The 23,022-nt window shown below is 60.3% G+C and carries 21 protein-coding genes and 1 riboswitch; of the genes, 9 read left to right on the top strand and 12 right to left on the bottom strand.

Annotation, left to right across the window (positions count from 1 at the left end):
• Window positions 1-83 precede the first annotated feature (83 nt).
• Window positions 84-998 carry a LysR substrate-binding domain-containing protein gene (locus tag HU765_RS25540; protein ID WP_186623791.1) on the bottom strand — a complete coding sequence of 305 codons (915 nt, stop codon included), beginning with the start codon at window positions 996-998 and terminating at the stop codon, window positions 84-86.
• A 180-nt stretch (window positions 999-1,178) separates the two neighbouring features.
• Between HU765_RS25540 and HU765_RS25535 the strand changes: the two genes are divergently transcribed.
• Window positions 1,179-1,796, top strand: coding sequence for a hemolysin III family protein (locus HU765_RS25535; RefSeq protein ID WP_186623789.1), 618 nt, complete (start codon window positions 1,179-1,181; stop codon window positions 1,794-1,796).
• Window positions 1,797-1,921: 125 nt separating this feature from the next.
• Here HU765_RS25535 and HU765_RS25530 read toward each other — a convergent pair whose 3' ends face one another.
• Window positions 1,922-2,641 carry a 16S rRNA (uracil(1498)-N(3))-methyltransferase gene (locus HU765_RS25530; protein ID WP_186623787.1) on the bottom strand — a complete coding sequence of 240 codons (720 nt, stop codon included), beginning with the start codon at window positions 2,639-2,641 and terminating at the stop codon, window positions 1,922-1,924.
• A gap of 149 nt (window positions 2,642-2,790) precedes the next feature.
• Window positions 2,791-4,197, bottom strand: a complete 1,407-nt coding sequence (locus HU765_RS25525) for an adenosylmethionine--8-amino-7-oxononanoate transaminase (RefSeq protein ID WP_186623785.1) — start codon at window positions 4,195-4,197, stop codon at window positions 2,791-2,793.
• 224 nt (window positions 4,198-4,421) lie between these two features.
• Here HU765_RS25525 and HU765_RS25520 point away from each other — a divergent pair, with 224 nt between their 5' ends.
• Entirely contained in the window at window positions 4,422-6,188 is a 1,767-nt protein-coding gene (locus HU765_RS25520; protein WP_186623783.1) for a flavin monoamine oxidase family protein, read from the top strand.
• A gap of 354 nt (window positions 6,189-6,542) precedes the next feature.
• On the opposite strand, the gene HU765_RS25515 is transcribed toward HU765_RS25520, so the two are convergent.
• Window positions 6,543-6,932, bottom strand: coding sequence for a hypothetical protein (locus HU765_RS25515; RefSeq protein ID WP_238344765.1), 390 nt, complete (start codon window positions 6,930-6,932; stop codon window positions 6,543-6,545).
• Window positions 6,933-7,354: 422 nt separating this feature from the next.
• Here HU765_RS25515 and HU765_RS25510 point away from each other — a divergent pair, with 422 nt between their 5' ends.
• A complete protein-coding gene (locus HU765_RS25510) occupies window positions 7,355-7,906 on the top strand; it encodes a cytochrome b (protein ID WP_186549350.1) in 552 nt (183 codons plus the stop codon).
• A 31-nt stretch (window positions 7,907-7,937) separates the two neighbouring features.
• Complete coding sequence (locus HU765_RS25505) at window positions 7,938-8,516, top strand: YceI family protein (protein ID WP_186623782.1); 579 nt, start codon at window positions 7,938-7,940, stop codon at window positions 8,514-8,516.
• A 255-nt stretch (window positions 8,517-8,771) separates the two neighbouring features.
• Here the strand turns inward: HU765_RS25505 and HU765_RS25500 are convergent, their stop codons facing one another.
• The 4 genes from HU765_RS25500 to ahcY all read right to left on the bottom strand — a co-directional run bounded on the left by HU765_RS25500 (window position 8,772) and on the right by ahcY (window position 14,249).
• On the bottom strand, window positions 8,772-10,643 hold the full coding sequence (locus HU765_RS25500; RefSeq protein WP_186623781.1) for a DEAD/DEAH box helicase: 1,872 nt from the start codon (window positions 10,641-10,643) through the stop codon (window positions 8,772-8,774).
• Between the two features lie 222 nt (window positions 10,644-10,865).
• Window positions 10,866-11,678 (bottom strand): transporter substrate-binding domain-containing protein, encoded by an 813-nt coding sequence (locus HU765_RS25495; protein WP_186623780.1) that lies wholly within the window; start codon window positions 11,676-11,678, stop codon window positions 10,866-10,868.
• A 156-nt stretch (window positions 11,679-11,834) separates the two neighbouring features.
• Window positions 11,835-12,680 (bottom strand): methylenetetrahydrofolate reductase [NAD(P)H], encoded by an 846-nt coding sequence (gene metF / locus HU765_RS25490; protein WP_186623779.1) that lies wholly within the window; start codon window positions 12,678-12,680, stop codon window positions 11,835-11,837.
• 159 nt (window positions 12,681-12,839) lie between these two features.
• Window positions 12,840-14,249, bottom strand: coding sequence for an adenosylhomocysteinase (gene ahcY, locus HU765_RS25485; protein WP_039757587.1), 1,410 nt, complete (start codon window positions 14,247-14,249; stop codon window positions 12,840-12,842).
• A gap of 23 nt (window positions 14,250-14,272) precedes the next feature.
• A riboswitch (S-adenosyl-L-homocysteine riboswitch) is annotated at window positions 14,273-14,371 on the bottom strand.
• Window positions 14,372-14,568: 197 nt separating this feature from the next.
• Between ahcY and HU765_RS25480 the strand changes: the two genes are divergently transcribed.
• Both HU765_RS25480 and HU765_RS25475 read left to right on the top strand, forming a co-directional pair.
• A complete protein-coding gene (locus HU765_RS25480) occupies window positions 14,569-14,973 on the top strand; it encodes a hotdog domain-containing protein (RefSeq protein WP_042561508.1) in 405 nt (134 codons plus the stop codon).
• Window positions 14,974-15,150: 177 nt separating this feature from the next.
• Window positions 15,151-16,071: a formate/nitrite transporter family protein gene (locus HU765_RS25475; RefSeq protein WP_238344764.1), complete on the top strand. Its 921-nt coding sequence runs from the start codon at window positions 15,151-15,153 to the stop codon at window positions 16,069-16,071.
• Here the strand turns inward: HU765_RS25475 and HU765_RS25470 are convergent.
• Entirely contained in the window at window positions 16,061-17,350 is a 1,290-nt protein-coding gene (locus HU765_RS25470) for a cation:dicarboxylase symporter family transporter (protein ID WP_238344763.1), read from the bottom strand. The two genes, HU765_RS25475 and HU765_RS25470, sit on opposite strands and share 11 nt — an antisense overlap.
• 37 nt (window positions 17,351-17,387) lie before the next feature.
• Window positions 17,388-17,801, bottom strand: a complete 414-nt coding sequence (locus HU765_RS25465; RefSeq protein WP_186623778.1) for a VOC family protein — start codon at window positions 17,799-17,801, stop codon at window positions 17,388-17,390.
• Between the two features lie 91 nt (window positions 17,802-17,892).
• Here HU765_RS25465 and HU765_RS25460 point away from each other — a divergent pair, with 91 nt between their 5' ends.
• Window positions 17,893-18,750, top strand: a complete 858-nt coding sequence (locus tag HU765_RS25460) for a LysR family transcriptional regulator (RefSeq protein ID WP_186623777.1) — start codon at window positions 17,893-17,895, stop codon at window positions 18,748-18,750.
• A 15-nt stretch (window positions 18,751-18,765) separates the two neighbouring features.
• Here HU765_RS25460 and HU765_RS25455 read toward each other — a convergent pair whose 3' ends face one another.
• Window positions 18,766-20,001, bottom strand: coding sequence for a sodium:proton antiporter (locus tag HU765_RS25455; RefSeq protein WP_186623776.1), 1,236 nt, complete (start codon window positions 19,999-20,001; stop codon window positions 18,766-18,768).
• A gap of 250 nt (window positions 20,002-20,251) precedes the next feature.
• The gene (locus tag HU765_RS25450; protein WP_186623774.1) at window positions 20,252-21,421 is read right to left on the bottom strand and encodes an MFS transporter; all 1,170 of its coding nucleotides are present in this window, start codon (window positions 21,419-21,421) and stop codon (window positions 20,252-20,254) included.
• A 240-nt stretch (window positions 21,422-21,661) separates the two neighbouring features.
• Here HU765_RS25450 and HU765_RS25445 point away from each other — a divergent pair, with 240 nt between their 5' ends.
• Together HU765_RS25445 and HU765_RS25440 are read left to right on the top strand one after the other, a co-directional pair.
• Window positions 21,662-22,495 carry an EamA family transporter gene (locus HU765_RS25445; RefSeq protein WP_186623772.1) on the top strand — a complete coding sequence of 278 codons (834 nt, stop codon included), beginning with the start codon at window positions 21,662-21,664 and terminating at the stop codon, window positions 22,493-22,495.
• Window positions 22,496-22,534: 39 nt separating this feature from the next.
• Window positions 22,535-22,918 (top strand): MAPEG family protein, encoded by a 384-nt coding sequence (locus HU765_RS25440; protein ID WP_186549330.1) that lies wholly within the window; start codon window positions 22,535-22,537, stop codon window positions 22,916-22,918.
• Window positions 22,919-23,022 lie beyond the last annotated feature (104 nt).

Here is a 23,022-nt window from a genome sequence, read left to right as displayed (position 1 = left end):
GGTTTTTCGGTGAACCCGGGCTTTCGGGCAAACCACACATCCCCTGTGGGAGCGAGCCTGCTCGCGAAGGGGGCGACTCGGTATCACGCCTGGCGATTGGCATACATCCGACACTCCGCCAGCAACGCCAGCAGATTCGGATCGCGTTCCTTGGCCTTCAGAAACACCACACCAATGTGCTGTTGCAATCGGTATTTTTCCTGCAACGGAATCAGCTTCACCCGGTTCTCGTACACCGCCGCAATCCGCCCTGGCAGCAAGGCGTAACCCACGCCCGAACTGACCATGCTCAGCAGGGTGAAAATGTCATTCACCTGCATCGCCACCTTCGGCTCGAACCCCGCTTGTTTGAACACCCGCACACCATCCTGATGCGTGGCAAAACCCTGGGTCAGGGTGATGAAGGTTTCATCACGCACTTCCGCCAGATCCACTTCACTGCGCTGGGCAAACTTTGAATCCGCCGGGGTGGCGAGGAAGATGTCGTCGGAGAACAGCGCAATCTGCTCGCAATCCGGATCGTTGATGCTGTCGTCCAGCGACACCAGAATCGCGTCGACTTCCATGTTTTTCAGCTTGTAGAGCAGGTCGATGTTCGAGCCGAGGATCAGGTCGATGTTGAGTTCGCTGCGGCGGATTTTCAGGCCCATGATCAGCTGCGGCACGGTCTTTACCGTCAGCGAATACAGCGAGCCAAGCTTGAAGCGTTCTGCAGAGAACCCGGCGGCTTCGCGGGTCAGGCGCACGCTTTCGACCACGTCGTTGATCAGCTTCTGCGCGCGCTCTTCCAGCACGTAAGCGCTTTCCAGCGGCGTCAGGTTGCGGCCTTCGTGTTTGAACAGCGGGCAGCGCAGGGCGTTTTCCAATGAGTGAATGGCGCGGTGCACGCTGACATTGCTGGTCTGCAGTTCGGCGGCGGCGCGGGCGAGGTTGCCGGTGCGCATGAAGGCGAGGAACACCTCGAGTTTTTTCAGGGTCAATTCTTCGTCGATCAGCATGGCGCGGACTCTTTTTGGTATCGGCCGATTGTGCACGGTATGCGCCGCCCTTTGTAGGAGCTGCCGAAGGCTCGGGCCGCGATCGGACGATCTTTTGATCTTTTAAACGGAAACATTGCGCTTTTACGCTCGAGGCCCGAGCCTTGCGCGCTGCGGTAATGAATATGAGGTGTGCGATACATGTATCACGGGGAAAAACTTAACGCCTGGACCCATCTGGTCGGAGCCATCGCAGCGTTTATCGGCGGCGTGTGGATGCTGGTGGTTGCCAGCCTCGACGGCAGTCCATGGAAGATCGTCAGCGTGGCGATTTACGCCTTCACCTTGCTGGTGCTCTACAGCGCCTCGACCGTGTACCACAGCGTGCGCGGGCGCAAGAAAGCGATCATGAAGAAGGTCGATCACTTTTCGATCTACCTGCTGATCGCCGGCAGCTACACGCCGTTCTGCCTGGTGACCCTGCGTGGCCCATGGGGCTGGACGCTGTTCGGGATTGTCTGGGGGCTGGCGTTGATCGGGATTCTGCAAGAGATCAAACCGCGTTCCGAAGCGAGGATTCTGTCGATCGTGATTTACGCGGTGATGGGCTGGATTGTGCTGGTCGCGGTTAAACCGCTGATCGCCGCATTGGGCACGGCGGGGTTTACCTGGCTGGCGTCGGGCGGGGTTTTGTACACGGTGGGGATTATCTTTTTTGCCCTGGATCATCGGTTGCGGCATGCCCATGGCATCTGGCATCTGTTCGTGATTGCCGGGAGTCTGCTGCACTTTGTCGCGATTCTGTTTTATGTCCTTTAAACACCGCCATTCCCTTGTAGGAGTGAGCCTGCTCGCGATTGCGTCAGTTCAGTCAATGAGTGGTGGCTGATGCACCGCTATCGCGAGCAGGCTCACTCCTACAGGGACGTGCTCCAATCGAGACTCTAAAAGTCACCCCAAAGCTGTTGTGCAACAGCCAGCGCCACCACCGGCGCAGTCTCGGTGCGCAGCACCCGCGGGCCGAGGCGGGCGGCGTGGAAACCGCTGGCCTTGGCCTGCTCGACTTCGGCATCCGACAAGCCCCCTTCAGGCCCGATCAGGAACGCCAGCGTCGCCGGTTTCGCATGGCTGACCAGCGGCTCGGCCACCGGGTGCAGCACCAGCTTCAACTCGGCTTCGGTCTGCTTGAGCCAATCCGCCAGCAGCACAGGCGGGTGGATCACCGGCACCCGTGAACGCCCGCACTGCTCGCAGGCGCTGATTGCCACCTGACGCCAGTGCAGCAAACGCTTGTCGGCGCGTTCATCCTTGAGGCGGACTTCGCAGCGGTCGCTGAAGATCGGCGTGATTTCAGTCACGCCCAGTTCGGTGGCTTTCTGAATCGCCCAGTCCATGCGTTCGCCCCGGGACAAGCCCTGGCCGAGGTGGATCTGCAGCGGCGATTCGACCTGCCCGGCGAATTGCTCGTCGATCCGCACGACGACACGCTTCTTGCCGACTTCCACCAGCGATCCGCGAAACTCATGGCCGGAGCCGTCGAACAACTGCACGGCATCACCCTCGGCCATGCGCAGCACGCGGCTGATGTAATGCGCCTGGGCTTCCGGCAGTTCGTGTTCGCCGGTGCTCAGCGGGGCGTCGATAAAGAAGCGGGACAGTCTCATTTCGGGTCTCTGCAAATATGAATCAATTGGATCGGCGTCGACTTCATTCGCGAGCAAGCCCGCTCCCACAGTTGAAATGCATTCCCCTGTGGGAGCGGGCTTGCTCGCGAAAGCGGCCGCCAGGCACTACAGATCTTGAATGATTTGCATCAGCCCGGATCACGGAAGCCGGGGTGGAAGTCTTTTGGCACGGCGACGCTGACGCTGTCACGCGTCGCAATGTCGATACCTTCACTGGCAACCTCGGCCAAAAAGTCGATCTGCTCCGGGGTGATCACGTACGGCGGCAGGAAATACACCACGCTGCCCAGCGGCCGCAGCAATGCGCCACGCTCCAGCGCATGCTGGAACACCTTCAAGCCACGGCGTTCCTGCCAAGGGTAGGCCTCCTTGGTGGCCTTGTCCTTGACCATCTCGATCGCCAGGACCATGCCGGTCTGGCGCACTTCGGACACGTTCGGGTGATCAACCAGATGCGCGGTCGCCGAGGCCATGCGCTGAGCGAGCGCCTTGTTGTTCTCGATCACATTGTCCTGCTCGAAAATATCCAGCGTCGCCAACGCCGCCGCGCAGGCCAGCGGATTGCCGGTGTAACTGTGCGAATGAAGGAAGGCGCGCAGGGTCGGGTAGTCGTCGTAGAACGCGCTGTAGACATCGTCAGTGGTCAGGCACGCCGCCAGCGGCAGGTAGCCGCCGGTCAGGGCTTTCGACAGGCAGAGAAAGTCCGGGCGGATGCCGGCCTGTTCGCAGGCGAACATGGTTCCGGTGCGGCCGAAACCAACGGCGATTTCGTCGTGGATCAGGTGCACGCCGTAGCGGTCGCAGGCCTCGCGCAGCAGCTTGAGGTACACCGGGTGATACATGCGCATGCCGCCCGCGCCCTGAATCAACGGCTCGACGATCACCGCCGCGACGCTGTCATGATGCTCGGCCAGCGTTTGTTCCATGGCGGCGAACATGTTGCGCGAATGCTCTTCCCAGCTCATGCCGTCGGGGCGCCCGTAGCAATCCGGGCTCGGCACCTTAATGGTGTCCATCAGCAGCGCTTTGTAGGTCTCGGTAAACAGCGGCACATCGCCGACCGCCATCGCCGCCATGGTTTCGCCGTGGTAACTGTTGGTCAGCGTGACGAAGCGTTTTTTATTCGGCTGGCCGCGATTGAGCCAGTAGTGAAAGCTCATCTTCAGCGCGACTTCGATGCAGGACGAGCCGTTATCGGCGTAGAACACCCGGTTCAGCCCTTCCGGCGTCATCTTGACCAGACGCTCGGACAGCTCAATCACCGGTTGATGGCTGAACCCGGCGAGAATCACGTGTTCGAGTTGATCGACCTGATCCTTGATGCGCTGGTTGATGCGCGGGTTGGCGTGGCCGAACACGTTGACCCACCACGAGCTGACCGCGTCGAGGTAGCGCTTGCCTTCGAAGTCTTCGAGCCAGACGCCTTCGCCGCGCTTGATCGGGATCAGCGGCAGCTGTTCGTGGTCTTTCATCTGGGTGCAGGGATGCCACAGCACCGCAAGATCGCGTTGCATCCACTGGTTATTCAGGCCCATTTACAGTCTCCTCGAGGCGGCTCGCGTCAGGCGCGGGCGAACAATCGGGCAAGCCTATGCAATGCGTCGCGCGGGGACAACCCATTGCGTCGATTGAGCTACTTTGTCTGAGCCGATAGACGTCGCTGGCGGCGTTTTGATGGCTAACGTATTCTTCGCGGTTCTTTGGGTCGTCTGACCCGCACAACTGATTTTTCCTACGTGTTTTTTCCGGAGTTCGCTGAATGTCTGTCGGTTGGCTGCGCGCCTGTGCGCTGGTGATGTTGGGGCTGTTCAGCGTTACGGCGCTGGCCAAGGATAAAACCGCAATCGTGATCGGCGGCGGCCTGTCGGGCCTGACGGCTGCTTATGAGCTGCAAAACAAGGGCTGGCAGGTCACGCTGCTGGAAGCCAAACCGAGCCTGGGCGGTCGCTCGGGCATGGCCACCAGTGAGTGGATCGGCAACGACAAGACCCAGCCAGTGCTGAACAAGTACGTCTCGGCCTTCAAGCTCGGCACCACGCCGGCACCGGAATTCGTGCGTACGCCGAGTTATCTGATCGACGGTGATTATTTCACCGCCGCCGATCTGGCGACTAAGCAACCCGCCACCGCCGATGCGCTCAAGCGCTACCAGAAAACCCTCGACGATCTGGCGCGCTCGATCGACGATCCGCAGAACCCGGCAGCGACCGCCACTTTGCACGCGCTGGATCAGATCACCGTGTCGAGCTGGCTCGACAAGCAGAACCTGCCGGCCACGGCGCGTCAGTTGATCAATCAGGACATCCGCACCCACTACGACGAACCTTCGCGTCTGTCGCTGCTGTATTTCGCCCAGCAGAACCGCGTTTATCGTGGCGTCTCCGACCGTGACCTGCGTGCCTCCCGTCTGGTCGGTGGCAGTCAGGTGCTGGCCCAGGCCTTTGTGAAACAGATCAAGACCATCAAGACCAATTCGCCAGTGTCGGCAGTGACCCAGGACAAGGACGGCGTGACCGTCAAGGTCGGCAGCGTCGGTTACCAGGCCGATTACGTGGTGCTGGCGGTGCCGCTGCGTGCGCTGAACAAGATCCAGCTGACCCCGGCGCTGGATGCCCAGCATCTGGCTGCGATCAAAGGCACCAACTACGGCTGGCGCGACCAGATCATGCTGAAGTTCAAGACGCCAGTGTGGGAAAGCAAATCGCGTATGTCCGGCGAGATCTACAGCAATACCGGTCTGGGCATGCTCTGGATCGAGCCGGCGCTGAAGGGTGGCGCCAATGTGGTGATCAACCTGTCCGGCGACAACGCCCGCGTCATGCAGGCGTTCGGCGACAAGCAAATGGTTGATCAGGTGTTGATCCGTCTGCACGCTTTTTATCCACAGGCCCGTGGCTCGTTCACCGGTTATGAAATCCGTCGCTACAGCACCGACCCGTCGATGGGCGGCGCGTACCTGGCCTACGGCCCGGGGCAGATCAGCAAGTTCTGGCGCCTGTGGGAGCGTCCTCTGCAACGCGTAGCGTTCGCTGGCGAACACACCGACACCTTGTACCCGGGCACACTGGAAGGTGCGTTGCGCACCGGTCAGCGGGCGGCCAGCCAGGTTGAAGATTTGGCGGCAGGCAAATCGTTCGAACCGGTCAAAGTGGTTCCGGCTGCCGCAGCGGCAGGCGCGGCGGGTGCCGTGGCGGCGAAGAAGGGCAATTTCTTCACTAACCTGTTTGGCGGTTCCGATGACGACAAGAAGCCTGAGCCGGTGAAGGCGCCAGAGCCTGCTCCTGCTCCGGTCGCGCCAGCCCCGGCACCTGCGCCAGCCCCGGTGGAAGCGCCGAAGCCAGCGGCCCCGGTGAAAGCTGAGCCCGCGAAGAAGACTGCGGCCAAGCCAGCCGCGAAGAAACCGGCAGCCAAGACCGAGGCGAAGAAGCCTGCGGCAAAAGCGCCGGCGAAGAAAACTGAACCGGCGAAGAAGCCAGCCGCCAAACCTGCGGCGCCAGCAACACCGGCCGAGACCAAGGCGCAGTAAGGCTTTGCTCCATGAAAAACGCGACCCTCGGGTCGCGTTTTTTTTGGCCTGTATTTATGTCCTTCGCGATCCGCCCACGGGGCTTACCTGCGTAGCGGAGGCTTCCCACAAGACACTCGGAAAGGGGTGATAGCGGCTGCCTGAGCGCCCATTTTAAGCTGGGAAAAATTGGAGGCACTTGATGAAAACACTCACGCTCATATTTTTTCTGATTACACTTTCTGGCTGTACCCAAGGGCATTTCTTTCCGGGCGGGTATGGTTCTGAACTTGCGCACACCTGCCAGATAGATCCTTACAGTGCCGATTGCCTGCAACCGCCGGCGGTACTGCATAACTAGTCAGCGTCCGCCGGTTAGAACTCCCATTTGAAGAACTCGATGCCGTTCGGCAATTTTTTCAGCCACTTTTGCTTGGGCTTGCGGATTCGCCCGGGAATAAAACCAAAGCGCGCCCAGCGCAGATTTCCCGTGCGCTGGTCATAAATCACCAGGTTTCCATCGTCCTGAAGCGTCATGTAAGTGTTGTACCACAGCGATTTATCAAGGCTGTGCGTGCTTTCGGCAATCCACAGTCGCCGTCTGGAGGGGTCGAAAAGGAAACCGTTGTTGCTGATTACGAATTGCAGCGGCTCGCGCATTCTCTTCGGATGCAACGTTGCGCTGTAAGGCTGGTTGTTGTCCGCAATCCAGATGTCAGCCTCGCCCTCTTTCATGACCAGATTTCCATCGCTTTGCAACAGCAAGCGAAATCGAGCGTTGTCCGATTGCAGGTACTGGCCGGCCGACATTGTTTGATTGGGCGGCAATACGGAAGAACCGTTTGCCTGAAACGGGGTATATCGCAGAGACATATCTTGCGCCTGTTAAAAATGATGACGGGGCATCATTCGAACAGGTTCATCCGTGGTAACAGCGGTACATAGTTATCGGTTGCGAATTTCCCCGTTAACGGTCTGCGTGTGCCTTCGCCAAGGTGCTCTTGAGCGATGACGCAGCACCGATCATTTGTCCAAGCGTTCCACAGCGAAATCGCCTTTAATCCTTCCTTAACACCCCGCTCGCAGACTCTTGATCGTATTTCTCGATATTTCAAAGCAAAATTTTCCGCTTTAATTCGATAGATAACTCGCTAGTCTTGGTTCGCAGTTCTCACAGGATTTGGGCAATGCAGCTACGTAACTCTTCTTCGCGCTATGGTTGGGTCAGCATCTTCATGCACTGGGGCGTGGCGCTGGCGGTCTTCGGGCTGTTTGCGCTGGGTCTGTGGATGGTCGGGCTGGATTACTACAGCACCTGGCGCAAAGACGCGCCGGATCTGCACAAAAGCATCGGTCTGGTGCTGCTCGCTGTGATGGTGTTGCGGGTGCTGTGGCGTTTCATCAGCCCACCGCCCTCTACGCTGCAAAGCTACAGCCGCATGACCCGTATCGGCGCGAAATTCGGTCACGGGTTTCTGTATCTGGCGCTGTTTGCTGTGATGATTGCCGGTTACCTGATTTCCACCGCAGACGGTGTCGGGATCCCGGTGTTTGGCCTGTTTGAAGTTCCTGCTCTGCTCTCCGGACTACCGGATCAGGCAGATACCGCTGGGGTGATTCATCTCTGGCTGGCGTGGGCGCTGGTAATTTTTTCCGGTCTCCATGCGTTGGCAGCATTGAAGCACCACTTTATCGATCGTGATGCGACCCTCACTCGAATGCTCGGTCGCAAAGCCTGAAATTCAACCTCGACTCAAAGGAAAAGAAAGCATGTTGAAAAAGACTCTGGCCGCTCTGGCAATCGGTTCTGCCGTCCTGTCCGCCAACGTAATGGCCGCTGACTATGTCGTAGACAAAGAAGGCCAGCACGCCTTCGTCGACTTCAAGATCAGCCACCTGGGCTACAGCTACATCACCGGTACCTTCAAGGACATCGACGGCAAGTTCAGCTTCGACGCTGCCAAGCCTGAAGACAGCAAAATCGAGTTCAACGTCAACACCGCCAGCGTGTTCACCAACCACGCCGAGCGCGACAAGCACATCGCCAGCGCTGACTTCCTCAACGCCAGCAAATTCGGCAAGGCCACCTTCGTCTCCACCAGCGTCAAATCCACCGGTGCCAACACCGCTGACGTGACCGGCGACCTGACCCTGCTGGGCGTGACCAAGCCTGTCGTTGTCAAAGCGACTTTCCTGGGCGAAGGCAAAGATCCATGGGGCGGCTACCGTGCCGGCTTCGAAGGCACCACCACTATCAAGCGTTCCGATTTCGGCAAGCAGAAAGACCTCGGTCCGAAGTCCGATGTTGTCGAGTTGTACGTTTCGTTTGAAGGTGTGAAAGCGAAGTAAATTTCGTCGCCACATAAAAACGCCCCCGGTCGAAAGGCCGGGGGCGTTTTTTATTGCCTGCCACACCACCCATTCATTGTGGGAGCGGGCTTGCTCGCGAATGCGGTGTGTCATTCAACAGAAGTATCGACTGAACCGGCGCATTCGCGAGCAAGCCCGCTCCCACAGGGGGGATTGTGGTGATGCAGGGATTCGCGGCGGTAAAAAAATGCCCCGGCTCTTGCGAACCGGGGCATTTTTCATTGCGGCGTTAACTCAGCGATTGCGGGTCAGCAGTGCTGGTTTCTCGCCACGCGGACGGCTTGGCAGTTGATCGAGCTGCTCAGGCGTCGGGAAGCGGTCGGCTTTCGATTCCTTGTGCATGATCTTCGGGCCATTGCTGCGCGGGTTCTGCACGGCCGGCTGCTCGGTACGTGGCTGATCGTCACGGGCCGGACGGCGGTTACGCGGGGCGGAATCGTCGCGACGTCCTGACTGACCATCGCGCGGAGCGCCGTTACGCGGGCCGCTGCGTTTGGCGGGCGGGGTGCCGGTGCTCGAGCCGTTGCTGTTGCGCGGACCGTTCTGCCGACCCTGTGGCTGACCGCCACGAGGTGCGCCAGCGCCAGCGCCTTGCGCCGGTGCGCCCGGACGACGGCCACGGCCGCCGGCAGGAGCGGCTTTCGGCACGTAGTCAACGCGGTTACCGAAGTTATCCACATCGTCGTCAAGGAACTCGTCCGGGGCACGGTCAGCCGCTGCACGCGGTGGCTGGCTCGGACGCTGTTCGCGGCTCGGCGTGCCTTCGCGTGGTTTCTGCGCGCGGGCAGGGCGTTCGCCACGGTCGCCGGCCGGTTTTTCCTTGCCTTTGTCCTTGCCCTTGTCTTTACGACCGCCGCCACCGCCGCCATTCGGGCCGTCGCCGCGCGGGCCACGGGAATTGCGTGGGTTGCGGACATCCGGACGCTCACGGACTTCCGGCTTCTCGGCTTCGATGGTGCTCGAGTCGAAGCCCATCAGATCGCCGTCGGCAATCTTCTGTTTGGTCATGCGTTCGATGCTTTTCAGCAGCTTTTCTTCGTCCGGTGCGACCAGCGAGATCGCCTCGCCCGAACGACCGGCACGGCCAGTACGGCCAATGCGGTGCACGTAGTCTTCGTCGACGTTCGGCAGCTCGAAGTTGACCACATGCGGCAACTGATCGATGTCCAGACCACGGGCGGCGATGTCGGTGGCGACCAGAATGCGCACTTCGCCGGCCTTGAAGTCGGCCAAGGCTTTGGTGCGGGCGTTCTGGCTCTTGTTACCGTGAATCGCCACAGCCGGCAGGCCGTGTTTGTCCAGGTACTCGGCCAGGCGGTTGGCGCCGTGCTTGGTGCGGGTGAACACCAGCACCTGTTCCCACGCGCCGGCGGTGATCAGGTGCGCCAGCAGTGCACGTTTGTGGCTGGCCGGCAGACGGAACACGCGTTGTTCGATGCGCTCGACCGTGGTGTTCGGCGGCGTCACTTCGATGCGTTCCGGGTTGTGCAGCAGCTTGCCGGCAAGGTCGGTGATGTCTTTGGAGAACGTCGCCGAGAACAGCAGGTTCTGACGCTTGGACGGCAGGCGTGCGAGGACTTTCTTCACGTCGTGCACGAAACCCATGTCGAGCATGCGGTCGGCTTCGTCGAGGACGAGGATTTCCACGTGGGACAGATCAACGCTGCCCTGGCCGCACAGGTCGAGCAGACGACCCGGGCAGGCGACGAGCACGTCGACGCCGCGGGACATGGCCTGGACCTGTGGGTTCATGCCGACGCCGCCGAAGATGCAGGCGCTGACGAATTTCAGGTCACGGGCGTAGATCTTGAAGCTCTCGTGCACCTGAGCCGCGAGTTCGCGGGTCGGGGTCAGGACCAGTACGCGCGGTTGGCGCGGGCCATGACGCTGGGATTTGTCCGGGTGACCGTTGGGGAACAACCGCTCCAGAATCGGGAGGGCGAAACCGCCGGTTTTACCGGTACCTGTCTGAGCCGCGACCATCAGGTCGCGACCTTGCAACACGGCGGGAATGGCCCGCTGTTGCACCGGAGTAGGCTCGGTATAGCCCGCATCTTCGATGGCGCGGACTAAAGCCTCGGAGAGACCGAGGGAAGCAAAGGACATGAGTAATCCTGTTTTAGTTAGGGCTTGGCCCAATGGGAGTCTTGCCTGGCGCGAATCACGTTTAAGAGGACGCAATCCCGTCCGGTCCTGCTGCGGTTCCGAAGGCAGGTCAGGAGCGCTCGCGCGGGCTGCAAAGCTGCGCTGTAGCGGGTCGTGAGGCCTTTTACGGTTCCGGGCGTCCGGGCGTGAGCCTGGCGGGAACGCCGGAGTATAACAGAGCAATCACCGCGCGCCGCTTTCCTGCTGCTCAACGGTTTTGCCGTTGGCCGTGGCAGAGCGTGTCGACGCACTGCCGGCAGGTGCGGCTCCGTAGCGTGCGCTCAGTTCGGCGTAGGCAGGTTCACGCTTGAAACGCTTGAGTTCGGCGCCGAAACGCTGCACCAGCAAGTCCATGCCCGCATTGCGCCGAACCGCCAGAAATTGGCTCTGACGGCTGATGACGGTGGGGTTTTCGCTGATTTGCGCGCGCAAACCCAACTGATCGAGCAAATGCTGACCGACACGACGGTCAGTGATCAACAGATCGATGCGACCACGCACCAGCTTGCCGAAGTTGGCTTCATGGGTCGGCGCAGGTTCGCGAGTAAACAGATCCGACTGGCTGAAATCGGGACTGTACAGATAGCCCGGCGAGGTGCCGATGGTCAGGCCTTTGAGTTGTTCGAGCGCGTTGAACGGGTGCGGGCGCTCATTGGCGTAGAACATCACGAACTCGACGTCCGACAGCGGCTCGCTGGGGTAGAGCAGGGTGGCGTCGCGCTCATCGCTGTGAAAGATGTCCAGCGCACCGTCGGCCTGACCGGATTCAAGCATCGACAGGCAACGTTTCCACGGCAGGAACTGCCATTCGACATCTATGCCCAGGCGCTTGAACACGATGGCCGTGGTTTCGTAATCCAGACCGAGACTGCGGCCATCCTCTTCGTACACGTAAGGCGCCCACGGCTCGGTGACAATACGCAGCTTCTCGCCTCGAGCGGCGAAGCTCAGGCAAGCAAAAACCAGCACGGCGAATAATTGCGTGATCAAAGGCATGGCTGGAGATTACGACGAGAACCCGCAAAGAGCCAGAAAGCGCCTGCACAAGCTCTGTTTCGCGGCTCCAAACGCAAAAAATCACAGCTACGACAACCCCTGTAGGAGCCGCCGAAGGCTGCGATCTCTTGATCTTGCTTGAAGCTTAAAGCTGCTTCAACGCGGCAGCTTCAGGTTCTTCCAGATCGCCAGGCTAGGTTCGGCCTGGTTCATGGAATAAAAATGCAGGCCCGGTGCGCCGCCCTGCAACAGGCGCTCGCACATCTCGGTGACGACTTGCTCGCCAAAGCGCTGAATGCTGAGCGCGTCATCGCCATAGGCTTCCAGTTGCTTGCGGATCCAGCGCGGAATTTCCGCCCCGCAGGCATCGGAGAAGCGCGCAAGTTTGCTGTAGTTGGTGATCGGCATGATCCCCGGTACTACCGGAATGTCCACGCCCAGCGCCTGCAAACGGTCGACGAAGTAGAAATAGCTGTCGGCGTTGAAGAAGTACTGGGTGATCGCGCTGTCGGCGCCGGCGCGAGCCTTGCGCACGAAGTTGGCGAGATCGTCTTCGTAGTTGCGCGCTTGCGGATGCATCTCCGGGTAAGCGGCGACTTCGATGTGGAAGTGATCGGCGGTTTCTTCACGAATGAATTCCACCAGCTCATTGGCGTGACGCAGCTCACCGCTGGTCATGCCCATGCCGGACGGCAGGTCGCCGCGCAGGGCGACGATGCGCTTGATGCCGGCCGCCTTGTACTCGTTCAGCAGCCCGCGCAGGTCGTCCTTGCTGTCGCCGACGCACGACAGGTGCGGTGCGGCCGGTACTTTGACTTCGCTTTCCAGTTGCAGCACGGTGTTGAGGGTGCGATCACGGGTCGAACCACCAGCGCCATAGGTGCAGGAAAAGAAATCGGGGTTGTAAGTGGCCAGCTGACGGGCAGTGGCAAGCAGTTTTTCATGCCCAGCATCGGTCTTGGTCGGGAAGAACTCGAAGCTGTAGCGACGGTCTTGGGACATGGTCATACCCTTTGGAGCACAAAGCCTTTGAAGCTTGCATCGCACCTGTGGGAGCGGGCTTGCTCGCGAATGCGCAGGGTCAGTCAACAGAGATGTTGAAGGAACGATCGCCTTCGCGAGCAAGCCCGCTCCCACAGGGGAGGCAGGCCGCTGCGTCAATCAGTAGCGGTAAGCGTGCGGCTTGAACGGGCCTTCGACGGTGACGCCGATGTAGTCAGCCTGTTGCTTGGTCAGTTGAGTGACCACGCCGCCGAAGCCGCGGACCATTTCCAGGGCCACTTCTTCGTCGAGTTTCTTCGGCAGTACTTCAACGGTCAGGCGCTCGGCTTTCTGCGCTGGCGACAGGTCGGCGTATTTCTGACCGAACAGGAAGATCTGTGCCAGTACCTGGTTGGCGAACGAACCGTCCATGATGCGGCTCGGGTGTCCGGTGGCGTTGCCCAGGTTCACCAGACGGCCTTCGGCCAGCAGGATCAGGTAGTCGTCGTTCTGTGGGTCAAAGCTGCCGGCACCGGTGCGGTGAACCTTGTGCACCTGTGGCTTCACTTCTTCCCATGCCCAGTTCTTGCGCATGAAAGCGGTGTCGATTTCGTTGTCGAAGTGACCGATGTTGCAGACCACGGCGCGCTTCTTCAGGGCTTTGAGCATGTTCGCATCGCAAACATTGACGTTACCGGTGGTGGTCACGATCAGGTCGATCTTGCCCAGCAGTGCTTTGTCGATGCTCGCTTCGGAACCGTCGTTGATACCGTCGATGAACGGCGAAACCAGTTCGAAACCGTCCATGCAGGCCTGCATGGCGCAGATCGGGTCGACTTCGGAGACTTTAACGATCATGCCTTCCTGACGCAGGGACTGCGCCGAACCCTTGCCCACGTCACCGTAACCGATGACCAGCGCTTGCTTGCCGGACAGCAGGTGGTCAGTGCCGCGCTTGATCGCATCGTTCAGGCTGTGACGGCAGCCGTACTTGTTGTCGTTCTTGGACTTGGTCACCGAGTCGTTGACGTTGATGGCCGGGATTTTCAGCTCGCCCTTGGCCAGCATGTCCAGCAGGCGGTGCACGCCGGTGGTGGTTTCTTCGGTCACGCCGTGAACGCGGTCCAGCACCTGCGGGTATTTCTTGTGCAGCAGCTCGGTCAGGTCGCCGCCGTCGTCGAGGATCATGTTGGCGTCCCATGGCTGGCCATCCTTGAGGATGGTCTGCTCCAGGCACCACTCGTACTCTTCTTCAGTCTCGCCTTTCCAGGCGAATACCGGGATGCCGGCAGCAGCGATAGCGGCAGCGGCCTGATCCTGAGTGGAGAAAATGTTGCACGACGACCAGCGTACTTCGGCACCCAGGGCAACCAGGGTTTCGATCAGCACGGCGGTCTGAATGGTCATGTGGATGCAGCCGAGGATTTTTGCGCCTTTGAGCGGCTGCTCGGAAGCGTACTTGCGGCGCAGACCCATCAGGGCAGGCATTTCCGATTCGGCGATGATGGTTTCGCGACGGCCCCAGGCAGCGAGGGACATGTCGGCAACTTTGTAATCGGTAAAATCGGCAGGCGTGTTGACAGCGCTCATGAAGAGCCTCCATTCGTAATGTATGCGAATGGGCGCCGTTGTGCGTTTAGTGTCCGGCGTGAGCCAGTCAACGCCCCATCCGAGCCTGACAGGTCGAACCTGCTGCAGCGCCCCTCGGACAGGTGGCGGGAAAACGGTAGCAAGCGATCATTACCGTTTTTGAAACGGAAGCGATTATAGCCGTCCGGGCTGATCTTCCAAAGGGTTTCTGTCGGCCAAATGAAGATCGCCAATGGCGACCATAGTCGCAGCTGCCTGGAGCCTGACTGATCAGTCTGCCAAGATGAGCGCATCTTTCGGCAAGCGCTCAGGAGTGAACATGAATTTCCACACCCGCAAATGGGTAAAACCCGAAGACCTCAATCCCAACGGTACCTTGTTTGGCGGTAGCCTGCTGCGCTGGATCGACGAAGAGGCGGCGATCTACGCCATCGTCCAGTTGGGCAACCAGCGCGTGGTGACCAAATACATCTCGGAAATCAACTTCGTCAGCGCCTCGCGCCAGGGCGACATCATCGAACTGGGCATCACCGCCACCGAGTTCGGCCGCACCTCGATCACGCTGACCTGCGAAGTGCGCAACAAGATTACCCGCAAGAGCATCCTCACGGTCGAGAAGATGGTTTTCGTCAACCTGGGTGAGGACGGCCTGCCGGCACCACACGGGCGCACCGAGATCAGATATGTGAAAGACCAGTTCAAGGATGACGAAGCGGTTCAATAAGATCGGCGGCGCATTCTTCGCGAGCAGGCTCGCTCCCACAGGGATCACACGGTACCTGTGGGAGCGAGCCTGCTCGCGAAAGCTGTTTTAAACGCATGAAGATTTGCCCGCTGCCTACAGAACGTATTCCCAGGCGCAACGGTCGTAGCTAAATCGCCCCCCACGGTTTCCTACGCCATGACCACCCCCACTGACGGCAAGACCCCAGACCTGTCGACCCAAGAAAAGAAAGAAATCGAGAAAAACCAGCCGCCACGCGCGGCGGTTCTGCATGAAATCATTCGTGCCCAGGGCGATCAGGAACTGGAGCGCAGCATTGCTGCGCTGTGGTGGTCGGCGCTCGCGGCCGGCCTGACCATGGGCCTGTCGCTGATGGGGATGGGCCTGCTCAACTCGCGCCTGCCCGACGGTGACGAGTTCAAGGTGATCGCCAGTTTCGGCTACTGCGCAGGCTTTCTTGCGGTGATTCTCGCTCGCCAGCAATTGTTTACCGAAAACACCCTGACCGCTGTACTGCCGGTCATGACCAAGCCGACACTGCTCAATTTCGCACGGCTGATTCGCCTCTGGACGGTGGTATTGGTCGGCAACCTGTGCGGCACGATTCTGGTGGCTTACGTGATGCTTGAGTTGCCGATCTTCGACAGCAAGACCGACCACGCTTTCCTGGAAATCGGCCGCAAGGTGATGGAGCACAGCGCCGGGCAGATGTTCGCCAAGGGCATCGTCTCTGGCTGGATGATCGCCACCATGGTCTGGATGATTCCGTCCATGGAGAGCGCGAAGATGTGGATCATCATCCTCATCACCTACTTCATGGCCCTCGGCGACTTCACCCATATCGTGGTCGGCTCGGCAGAAGTGTCGTATCTGGTCTTTGCCGGTGAACTGCCTTGGGGTGATTTCTGGGCGGTGTTTGCCGGGCCGACATTGGCCGGGAATATCATCGGCGGCAGTTTCATCTTCGGCCTGATCAGCCATGCACAGATTCGCAGCGAGAGCGGGGCGCCGAAGGCGGATAAACCGAGCCCTGATCAACCAGGCTCGGCTCCGTTGCGCGCGAAATCCGCCTCACCAGAAAAAAGCGTCAGGCCTTGAACGTCTGGGCGGCTGGCGCTTGGGCGGGTTCGCTTTCAGGCGCCTTGAGCTGGCCTTCCCAGCGAGCGATGACCAAGGGCGCCAGCGCGTTGCCCAGCACGTTGAGCGCCGTGACCGGCATATCCATCAAGCGATAGACGCCGGCAATGATTGCCACGCCTTCCACGGGCAACCCGGCCGCTGTCAACGTTGCTGTCAGGATGATGAACATGAAGCCGGGCACGCCGGCCGCGCCTTTGGACGTCAGCACCATGATCAGCACCAGCATCGCCTGGTCGGACAGGCTCAGGTCGATGCCGTAGGCCTGGGCGATGAACAGGGTGCCCAGACCGGCGAACAATGACGCGCCATCCAGATTGAATGAATAACCCAGGGGAATGACCATGCTTGTGATAGGGCGCGGTGCGCCATAGCGCTCCATTTTCTCGATCAGTTGCGGCATCACCGTGGCCGACGCGGCGCTGCTGTAGGCCAGTATCAGTTCACTGCGGATGGCCTTGATCAGATGGAAAAAACGGATGCCGGCTATCCGCGCCACCAACCCCAGCACGCAAAACGCGAACAGCAGTACCGCCACGTAAGTGATACCGATCAACTTGGCCAGCGGCAGCAATGCGCTGAGGCCGAAACTCGCCACGGTGACCCCGATCAGACCGAAGATACCGATCGGCGAATAGTGCATGACCAGATGCGTGACCTTGAACATGGTGTCCGAGATCGCCTGTATCACCGCAATCAACGGTGCTTTCTGCTGTTCCGGCAGCATCGACAGGGCGCAGCCGAACAGGATGGCGAAGAACAGTACCGACAGCAGCTTGCCCTGAGACATGGCGAGAACGATGTTGTCCGGAACAATGTTGACCAGAGTGCGGCCAAGGTTCTGCGTCTCGCCCGTCGCGGCGAGGCCGGTTACCGGTGTTTGCAGGGTGCTGCTGAAGTCTGCGCCGGCGCCGGGCTGGAAGACGTTGCCGACGATCAAACCGAAGACGATGGCAATGCTGGTGACGGTGAAGAAATACACCAGCGTCTTTATCCCGACGCGCCCCAGCGCCCGGGTGCTGCCCGCGCCGGCGATACCGACGACCATGCAGGCAAACACCAGCGGCACGACGATCATTTTCATCAGGCGGATAAACAAGTCGCCCGCCGGCTGCAGCAAATTGTCGATGAACCACGTCTTGTGTTCGGGAAACTGGTTAAGCAGGAGGCCGACGATGACCCCGGCTGCGAGGCCGAGCATGATCCGGGTGACAAGGCTGGTGGGTTTTCTGTTGCGCATGGTGTGCCCCTTTGTTGTTGTGTTTGTTGGGGTGGAATCAGTGTGCGAAGAGGTTGCTGAAGTCTTTGAAGCCTTTGACTTCGATCGGATTGCCACTGGGGTCGAGGAAAAACATCGTGCGCTGCTCGCCGGGTTCGCCGGCAAAGCGCACTACGGGCGGGATCTCGAATCGGGTGCCGAGGTGGGTCAGGCGCTCGGCCAGTACCAGCCATTGCTCAAGTGGCAGTACCACGCCGATGTGCGGCATCAGCACCTTGTGTTCGCCGACCTGACCGGTGCGAGTCGTGGCGAAGGGCGTGCCCAGGTGCAGGGATAACTGGTTGCCGAAAAAATCGAAGTCGATCCAGGTGTCGGTGCTGCGCCCTTCGGTGCAACCCAACACATCTCGATAAAAAATCCGCGTCTGTTCCAGGTCGCAAACATGGTATGCAGCGTGAAAGGGTCTGTTCATGGGAGATCCCCGAGTGAAGGAGCGCTCAGGGTAAACAGCCCGCGCGGCGTGGCAAAACGGCTTCGCCTTGTTCTGAGCGAAAGGAAAACTTATGGATGTACGCTTTCTGCAAAGCCTGATTGCGGTGGTCGAGACCGGTTCGATTGCGGCAGCTGCGCGCCGGGAAAACCGCACGGCAGCGGCGATCAGTCAGCGTGTCCAGACGCTGGAACGAACGCTGGGATGCGCCTTGCTGTTACGAACGGCGCATACCGCGCGGCCATCGGATCAGTGCCTGCTGCTGATGCCGAAAATCCGCGCAATCGTTGAGCAGGCGCAGGCGTTGCATCACGATCTGAGTCGTGACGGGCTGTCGGGTGAAGTGAAGATCGGGGCGATATCGACGGCGCTGACCGGTGTGTTGCCCGGCGTGATCGAGCGTCTGGCGCAGTCGGCACCGGAGTTGAAGCTGAAGATCACCCCGGGTGATTCAAAAAGCCTCTATGAAAAGGTGCTGAGCGGTGAGCTGGATGCGGCAATTCTGGTCCGGCCACCGTTTCCACCGCCCAAAGCGCTCGCGCTGAAGCTGCTCAAGGCCGAGCCGCTGATCCTCATCGCTCCGGCCAGTCTCAGCGAGCCGTCGCTGGTGAGTTTGCTGTGCGAGCAGCCGTTCATTCGTTATGACGCACGCTCCTGGGGTGGACAGATTGCACAGCGCTTCCTTGATGAACAATCGCTTGAGCCGACGCTTCTGTGTGAGCTGGATGCGCTGGAGACCATCGTCATGCTCGTCGCTCAGGGAATGGGCGTTTCGCTGGTGCCGCAGTGGGTCGGGATGAACCTGGACGGCGTGCAAGTGCTGCCGGTCGATAACCCGCGCTATGCGCGGGATCTGGTAGTGCTGCAGGGTTCGACGCCGCACCGCCCTGTGGCGATGCGGTATCTGCTTGAGTTGCTGTGCAGCGGCTAGCGCCGCCGCGCTCACTCAGGTCGGCTGGGTCACCCGGCGTACGACTCGGCCAATCGTCAGGCCCTGAACCAGAATCGACGACAGCACGACGATGTAGGTAATGCTCAGCAGCAGGTCGCGCTCGGTCCCCAATGGCAGCGACAGGGCCAGCGCGACCGAGACGCCGCCACGCAAACCGCCCCAGGTCAGGATGCGGATAGTGCCGGCCGGCACTGAGCGCCAGCGCCGCAGCAAGAGGATTGCCGGCGCTACGGTGAGCAGGCGCGACAGCAGAATCGCCACCGCGAGCAAACCTGCCGCGGCCATGTGCAGCCAGTTGAACGGCAGCAGCAACAACTCCATGCCGATCAGCGCAAACAGCAAGGCGTTGAGCATGTCATCGAGCAACTCCCAGAAACCGTCGAGGTAGCGACGGGTCATGTCGTTCATCGCCAGATGGCGCCCCAGGTTGCCGATGATCAGACCGGCAACCACCATCGCGATCGGCGCCGAGACGTGCAGTTCTGTGGACATGGCCGAGCCACCAATCACCAGGGCCAGGGTCAACATGACGGTGATCTGGTGTTGCTCGACGCTTTTGATCATCCGATAGACCAGATAGCCGATCAGCCCGCCGAACAGCACACCGCCAATCGCTTCGTGCACAAACAGCATGGCCGTGGCGCTGACGGTCGGCGTTTCGCCCAGTTGCGCGATGCCCAACAGCACGGTGAACACCACGACCGCGGTGCCATCGTTGAACAGCGACTCGCCGACGATGGTGGTCTTCAGCGGTTTTGACGCGTTGGCGGTACGCAACACGCCGAGTACCGCAATCGGGTCAGTCGGCGAAATCAGCGCGCCAAACAGCAGGCAGTAGAGGAAGCTCACGTGCCAGCCGAACAGAGCAAAGATGTAGAAGGCCAGGCTGCCGATCACCACGGTTGCGATCAGTACGCCGAACGTGGCCAGGAGGCCGATGGGCCAGCGGTAGCTGCGCAGGTCGTTCAGGTTGACGTGCAGGGCACCGGCGAACAGCAGAAACGACAGCATCCAGTTCATCAGCAGATCGCCGAAGTCGATCTGGCCGATCAGTTGTTGCACGCGCTCTTCCAGGCCGGGAAAGCCGAGCACGCTGAGGCCTTGCAGCATCAGCGAGAACAGCAGCGCGGTGACCATCACGCCGATGGTCGGCGGCAGGCCGATGAAGCGGAAGTTGACGAAGGTCAACAGGGTGGTGAGGCAGATGAAAGCGGCGACAAGTTCAAGCATCCGGGGTCCTTTGGATGGAGGGTGAATGGAGCGCGACCGGAGTCTGGTCGCAGGGGTTGGATGGGCCAACAGCGGCAGGGGATACAACACAGTTCATTGTGGCGAGGGGATTTATCCCCGCTCGGCGGCGAAGCCGTCGCAACCCGGTTTATCGGTTATTCCTGACAAGACCCGATTGAATGGTTTTGGGGCTGCTGCGCAGCCCAGCGGGGATAAATCCCCTCGCCACAGGTGGGTGGTCGCAGAGGTCTCAGTCGGACACATTGACCGCAGTCGCTCGCCGACGTTGCAGGTAAATGAACAGCAGTGCCGTCAGCACAGTCAGCACGCCGACCAGCGCCCCGGTCCACGGCAGGTCTGCCAGATCCGCGCCGCTGGCCACAACCAGGCCGCCAATCCATGCGCCCGCCGCGTTGCCGAGGTTGAACGCGCTCTGGTTCAAGGTCGAACCCAGATTCGGCGCTTCATGGGCCTGATCGATGATCAGTAGTTGCAGGATCGGGCACAGCGCAAACGCGAAAATCCCCCACAGCACCAAGGTGATTGCGGCCGGAACTACCGCGCGGCTGGTCTGACTGAAGGCCGCGAGAATCACCACCACCGCCAAGGCCACCCCGACCAGCGACGGCAACAAACGGCTATCGGCCAAACGCCCGCCGAGCATGCTGCCAGCGGTCAGGCCGACGCCGAACAACAGCAGCATCACGGTCACGCCGTGGGGGCTGACGCCGGTGATGTCCTGCAGAATCGGCGCGATGTAGGTGAACACGCTGAACAGGCTGGTCGAGGCCAGCACGCTCATGCCCAGCGCCAGCAGCACGTTGGCTTTGCCCAGTACCTTGAACTCGCTGGCGAGGTTGGCCTTGTCCATGGCGATGTGTTTCGGCAGCCACAGCCATTGCGCGAGCGCGGCGATGATGCCGATCACCGACACTGCCCAAAAGGTTGAGCGCCAACCGGCATATTGGCCCAGTGCAGTGCCCAGCGGCACGCCGAGCACATTCGCCAGGGTCAGGCCGGTGAACATCATGGCAATCGCCTGGGCGCGTTTGTTCGGCGCGACCAGTCCGGCGGCAACCACCGAGCCTATGCCGAAAAACGCGCCATGACACAACGCGGTAACCACGCGCGCGGCCATCAGCGTGGCGTAGTTCGGTGCCAGCGCACACAGCACGTTGCCGAGGATGAACATCAGCGTCATGCCCAGCAGTGTTGCCTTGCGCGGCATGTTGGCCGTGCCGATCGCCAGGATGGGCGCACCGAACACCACGCCCAGGGCGTAACCGGTGATCAGCAGGCCGGCGTGCGGAATACTCACCGCGAGGTCGCGGGCGACATCGGGCAGCAGGCCCATGATGACGAATTCAGTGGTGCCGATGCCGAACGCGGCAACAGCAAGGGCAAGCAAGGCGAGTGGCATGCGCAAGGTCTCTGTCGGTAGTCTTGACGCTTTGATCAGGCATACGCGTGCCAGCGACCGTTCGTGGGGGAGCGGGAGCAGGCAGCTTTTATTGGAATTTTTCGGTGTGTAGCTGAGTGCGGCGTGGTTGCTTGCAGTATAAACAGCTGCTGACACATCGCGAATCAATAATCTGACTAGTCGTTTTTTCGGATTTTCTGGATGGCCCCTACGGGGTTAATAAAAATAAAGGGGTCAATTGTGCTGGCGACAGCTCTGGTGTTGGTGGCGGCGCTGCTGCATGCGGCGTGGAATACCCTGATCAAGTTCAGCGCCGAACGGTTGCTGGTGGTGGCGTGCATGGACACCGTGGCGCTGCTGTTTGTTGCCCTCGCGCTGCCCTTTGTGAATCTGCCGCCCGTTGAGATCTGGCCTTGGATTCTCGCTTCAGCGGCGTTCGAGCTGCTGTATCGTTATCTGTTGATACAGGCTTATCGCGTGGGCGATCTCGGCCTCGTCTATCCACTGATGCGCGGGCTGTCGCCTTTGGTGGTGCTGGCGTTGACCCTGATCTTCGCCGGTGAGGTGCTGACCACCCAGCAGATCTTGGGAATCATGCTGATCCCGTTCGGTATGGTCTGTCTGCTGTGGCAGGGTGGCGGCGGCGGGCGCTTGCCGTGGTCGATGCTGCCGGTGGTGGCGCTGATCGGTTTGTGCATCGGCTGTTACACCTACATTGATGGGCAGGCGCTGCGGCGCTGGTCGCACCCGCTCGATTATCTGGTCTGGGTCACGCTGCTCAGCGCCTGGCCGTTTCCGCTGCTGGCGTGGGTGGCACGGCGCCCGGCGTTCAAGCAGTTCTGGCGCGAGCAATGGAAACTCGGGCTGGCCGTCGGTTTCTGCGTGTTGTTCAGCTACGCTCTGGTGCTGTGGGCGATGCAGTTGGGGTCGATCGCCGAAGCAGCAGCGTTGCGCGAGATCAGTGTGATTCTGGTGGTGCTGTTCGGAATGCGCTACCTCAAAGAACCTTTTGGACGACCGCGGCTCTTAGCCTGTGGGCTGGTGCTGATCGGCATGCTGGTGATGAAGTTCTGACCACTCGCGAATTTTATAACTCGAAAAAAGGACGGCGTTATGACGGTGGCTCTATGGTGTGTGTTGATCGCGATTTTTCTGCCCTATGTCTGCACAGGCATAGCCAAGGCCGTGGGTGGCTACCGGTTAAGTGACAATCATGACCCGCGGGACTTTATGGAGAGTCTCAACGGTCTGGCGCGGCGGGCACATGCGGCGCAATTGAACAGTTTTGAAGTGATTCCGGCGTTTGCCGTGGCGGTGATCGTTGCGCATCTGGTGGGGACGGCACAGCTGGTGACGGTGAATGTGCTGGCGGTGCTGTTTATCACCAGTCGCCTGCTGTACGTCATCTGCTACCTGGCGGACTGGGCGATTCTGCGGTCGCTGGTATGGTTTGTGGGGATGGGGTTGATTGCTTCGTTCTTTTTTGTGTCTATGTGATTATTAATGGGTGTTGCTGATGGCCTCATCGCGAGCAGGCTCACTCCTACAGGGGGATTGTGGTGTTCTCAGGTTGGGTAATTGGCCCGCAGGGCGTCGAGGCC

The sequence above is a fragment of the Pseudomonas sp. SWRI81 genome (genome assembly GCF_014268545.1).
Classification (GTDB): domain Bacteria; phylum Pseudomonadota; class Gammaproteobacteria; order Pseudomonadales; family Pseudomonadaceae; genus Aquipseudomonas; species Aquipseudomonas hamedanensis.
This window is presented reverse-complemented; position numbering and strand designations above follow the sequence as displayed.

Bases quoted from the DNA above. Each gene is read 5' to 3' on its own strand.
- HU765_RS25460 (WP_186623777.1), top strand. From the start codon at position 17,893: ATGGATGTACGCTTTCTGCAAAGCCTGATTGCGGTGGTCGAGACCGGT.
- ahcY (WP_039757587.1), bottom strand. From the start codon at position 14,249: ATGAGCGCTGTCAACACGCCTGCCGATTTTACCGATTACAAAGTTGCC.
- HU765_RS25475 (WP_238344764.1), top strand. From the start codon at position 15,151: ATGACCACCCCCACTGACGGCAAGACCCCAGACCTGTCGACCCAAGAA.
- HU765_RS25535 (WP_186623789.1), top strand. From the start codon at position 1,179: ATGTATCACGGGGAAAAACTTAACGCCTGGACCCATCTGGTCGGAGCC.
- HU765_RS25465 (WP_186623778.1), bottom strand. From the start codon at position 17,801: ATGAACAGACCCTTTCACGCTGCATACCATGTTTGCGACCTGGAACAG.
- metF (WP_186623779.1), bottom strand. From the start codon at position 12,680: ATGTCCCAAGACCGTCGCTACAGCTTCGAGTTCTTCCCGACCAAGACC.
- HU765_RS25450 (WP_186623774.1), bottom strand. From the start codon at position 21,421: ATGCCACTCGCCTTGCTTGCCCTTGCTGTTGCCGCGTTCGGCATCGGC.
- HU765_RS25455 (WP_186623776.1), bottom strand. From the start codon at position 20,001: ATGCTTGAACTTGTCGCCGCTTTCATCTGCCTCACCACCCTGTTGACC.
- HU765_RS25530 (WP_186623787.1), bottom strand. From the start codon at position 2,641: ATGAGACTGTCCCGCTTCTTTATCGACGCCCCGCTGAGCACCGGCGAA.
- HU765_RS25510 (WP_186549350.1), top strand. From the start codon at position 7,355: ATGCAGCTACGTAACTCTTCTTCGCGCTATGGTTGGGTCAGCATCTTC.
- HU765_RS25520 (WP_186623783.1), top strand. From the start codon at position 4,422: ATGTCTGTCGGTTGGCTGCGCGCCTGTGCGCTGGTGATGTTGGGGCTG.
- HU765_RS25500 (WP_186623781.1), bottom strand. From the start codon at position 10,643: ATGTCCTTTGCTTCCCTCGGTCTCTCCGAGGCTTTAGTCCGCGCCATC.
- HU765_RS25495 (WP_186623780.1), bottom strand. From the start codon at position 11,678: ATGCCTTTGATCACGCAATTATTCGCCGTGCTGGTTTTTGCTTGCCTG.
- HU765_RS25470 (WP_238344763.1), bottom strand. From the start codon at position 17,350: ATGCGCAACAGAAAACCCACCAGCCTTGTCACCCGGATCATGCTCGGC.
- HU765_RS25440 (WP_186549330.1), top strand. From the start codon at position 22,535: ATGACGGTGGCTCTATGGTGTGTGTTGATCGCGATTTTTCTGCCCTAT.
- HU765_RS25540 (WP_186623791.1), bottom strand. From the start codon at position 998: ATGCTGATCGACGAAGAATTGACCCTGAAAAAACTCGAGGTGTTCCTC.
- HU765_RS25525 (WP_186623785.1), bottom strand. From the start codon at position 4,197: ATGGGCCTGAATAACCAGTGGATGCAACGCGATCTTGCGGTGCTGTGG.
- HU765_RS25505 (WP_186623782.1), top strand. From the start codon at position 7,938: ATGTTGAAAAAGACTCTGGCCGCTCTGGCAATCGGTTCTGCCGTCCTG.
- HU765_RS25480 (WP_042561508.1), top strand. From the start codon at position 14,569: ATGAATTTCCACACCCGCAAATGGGTAAAACCCGAAGACCTCAATCCC.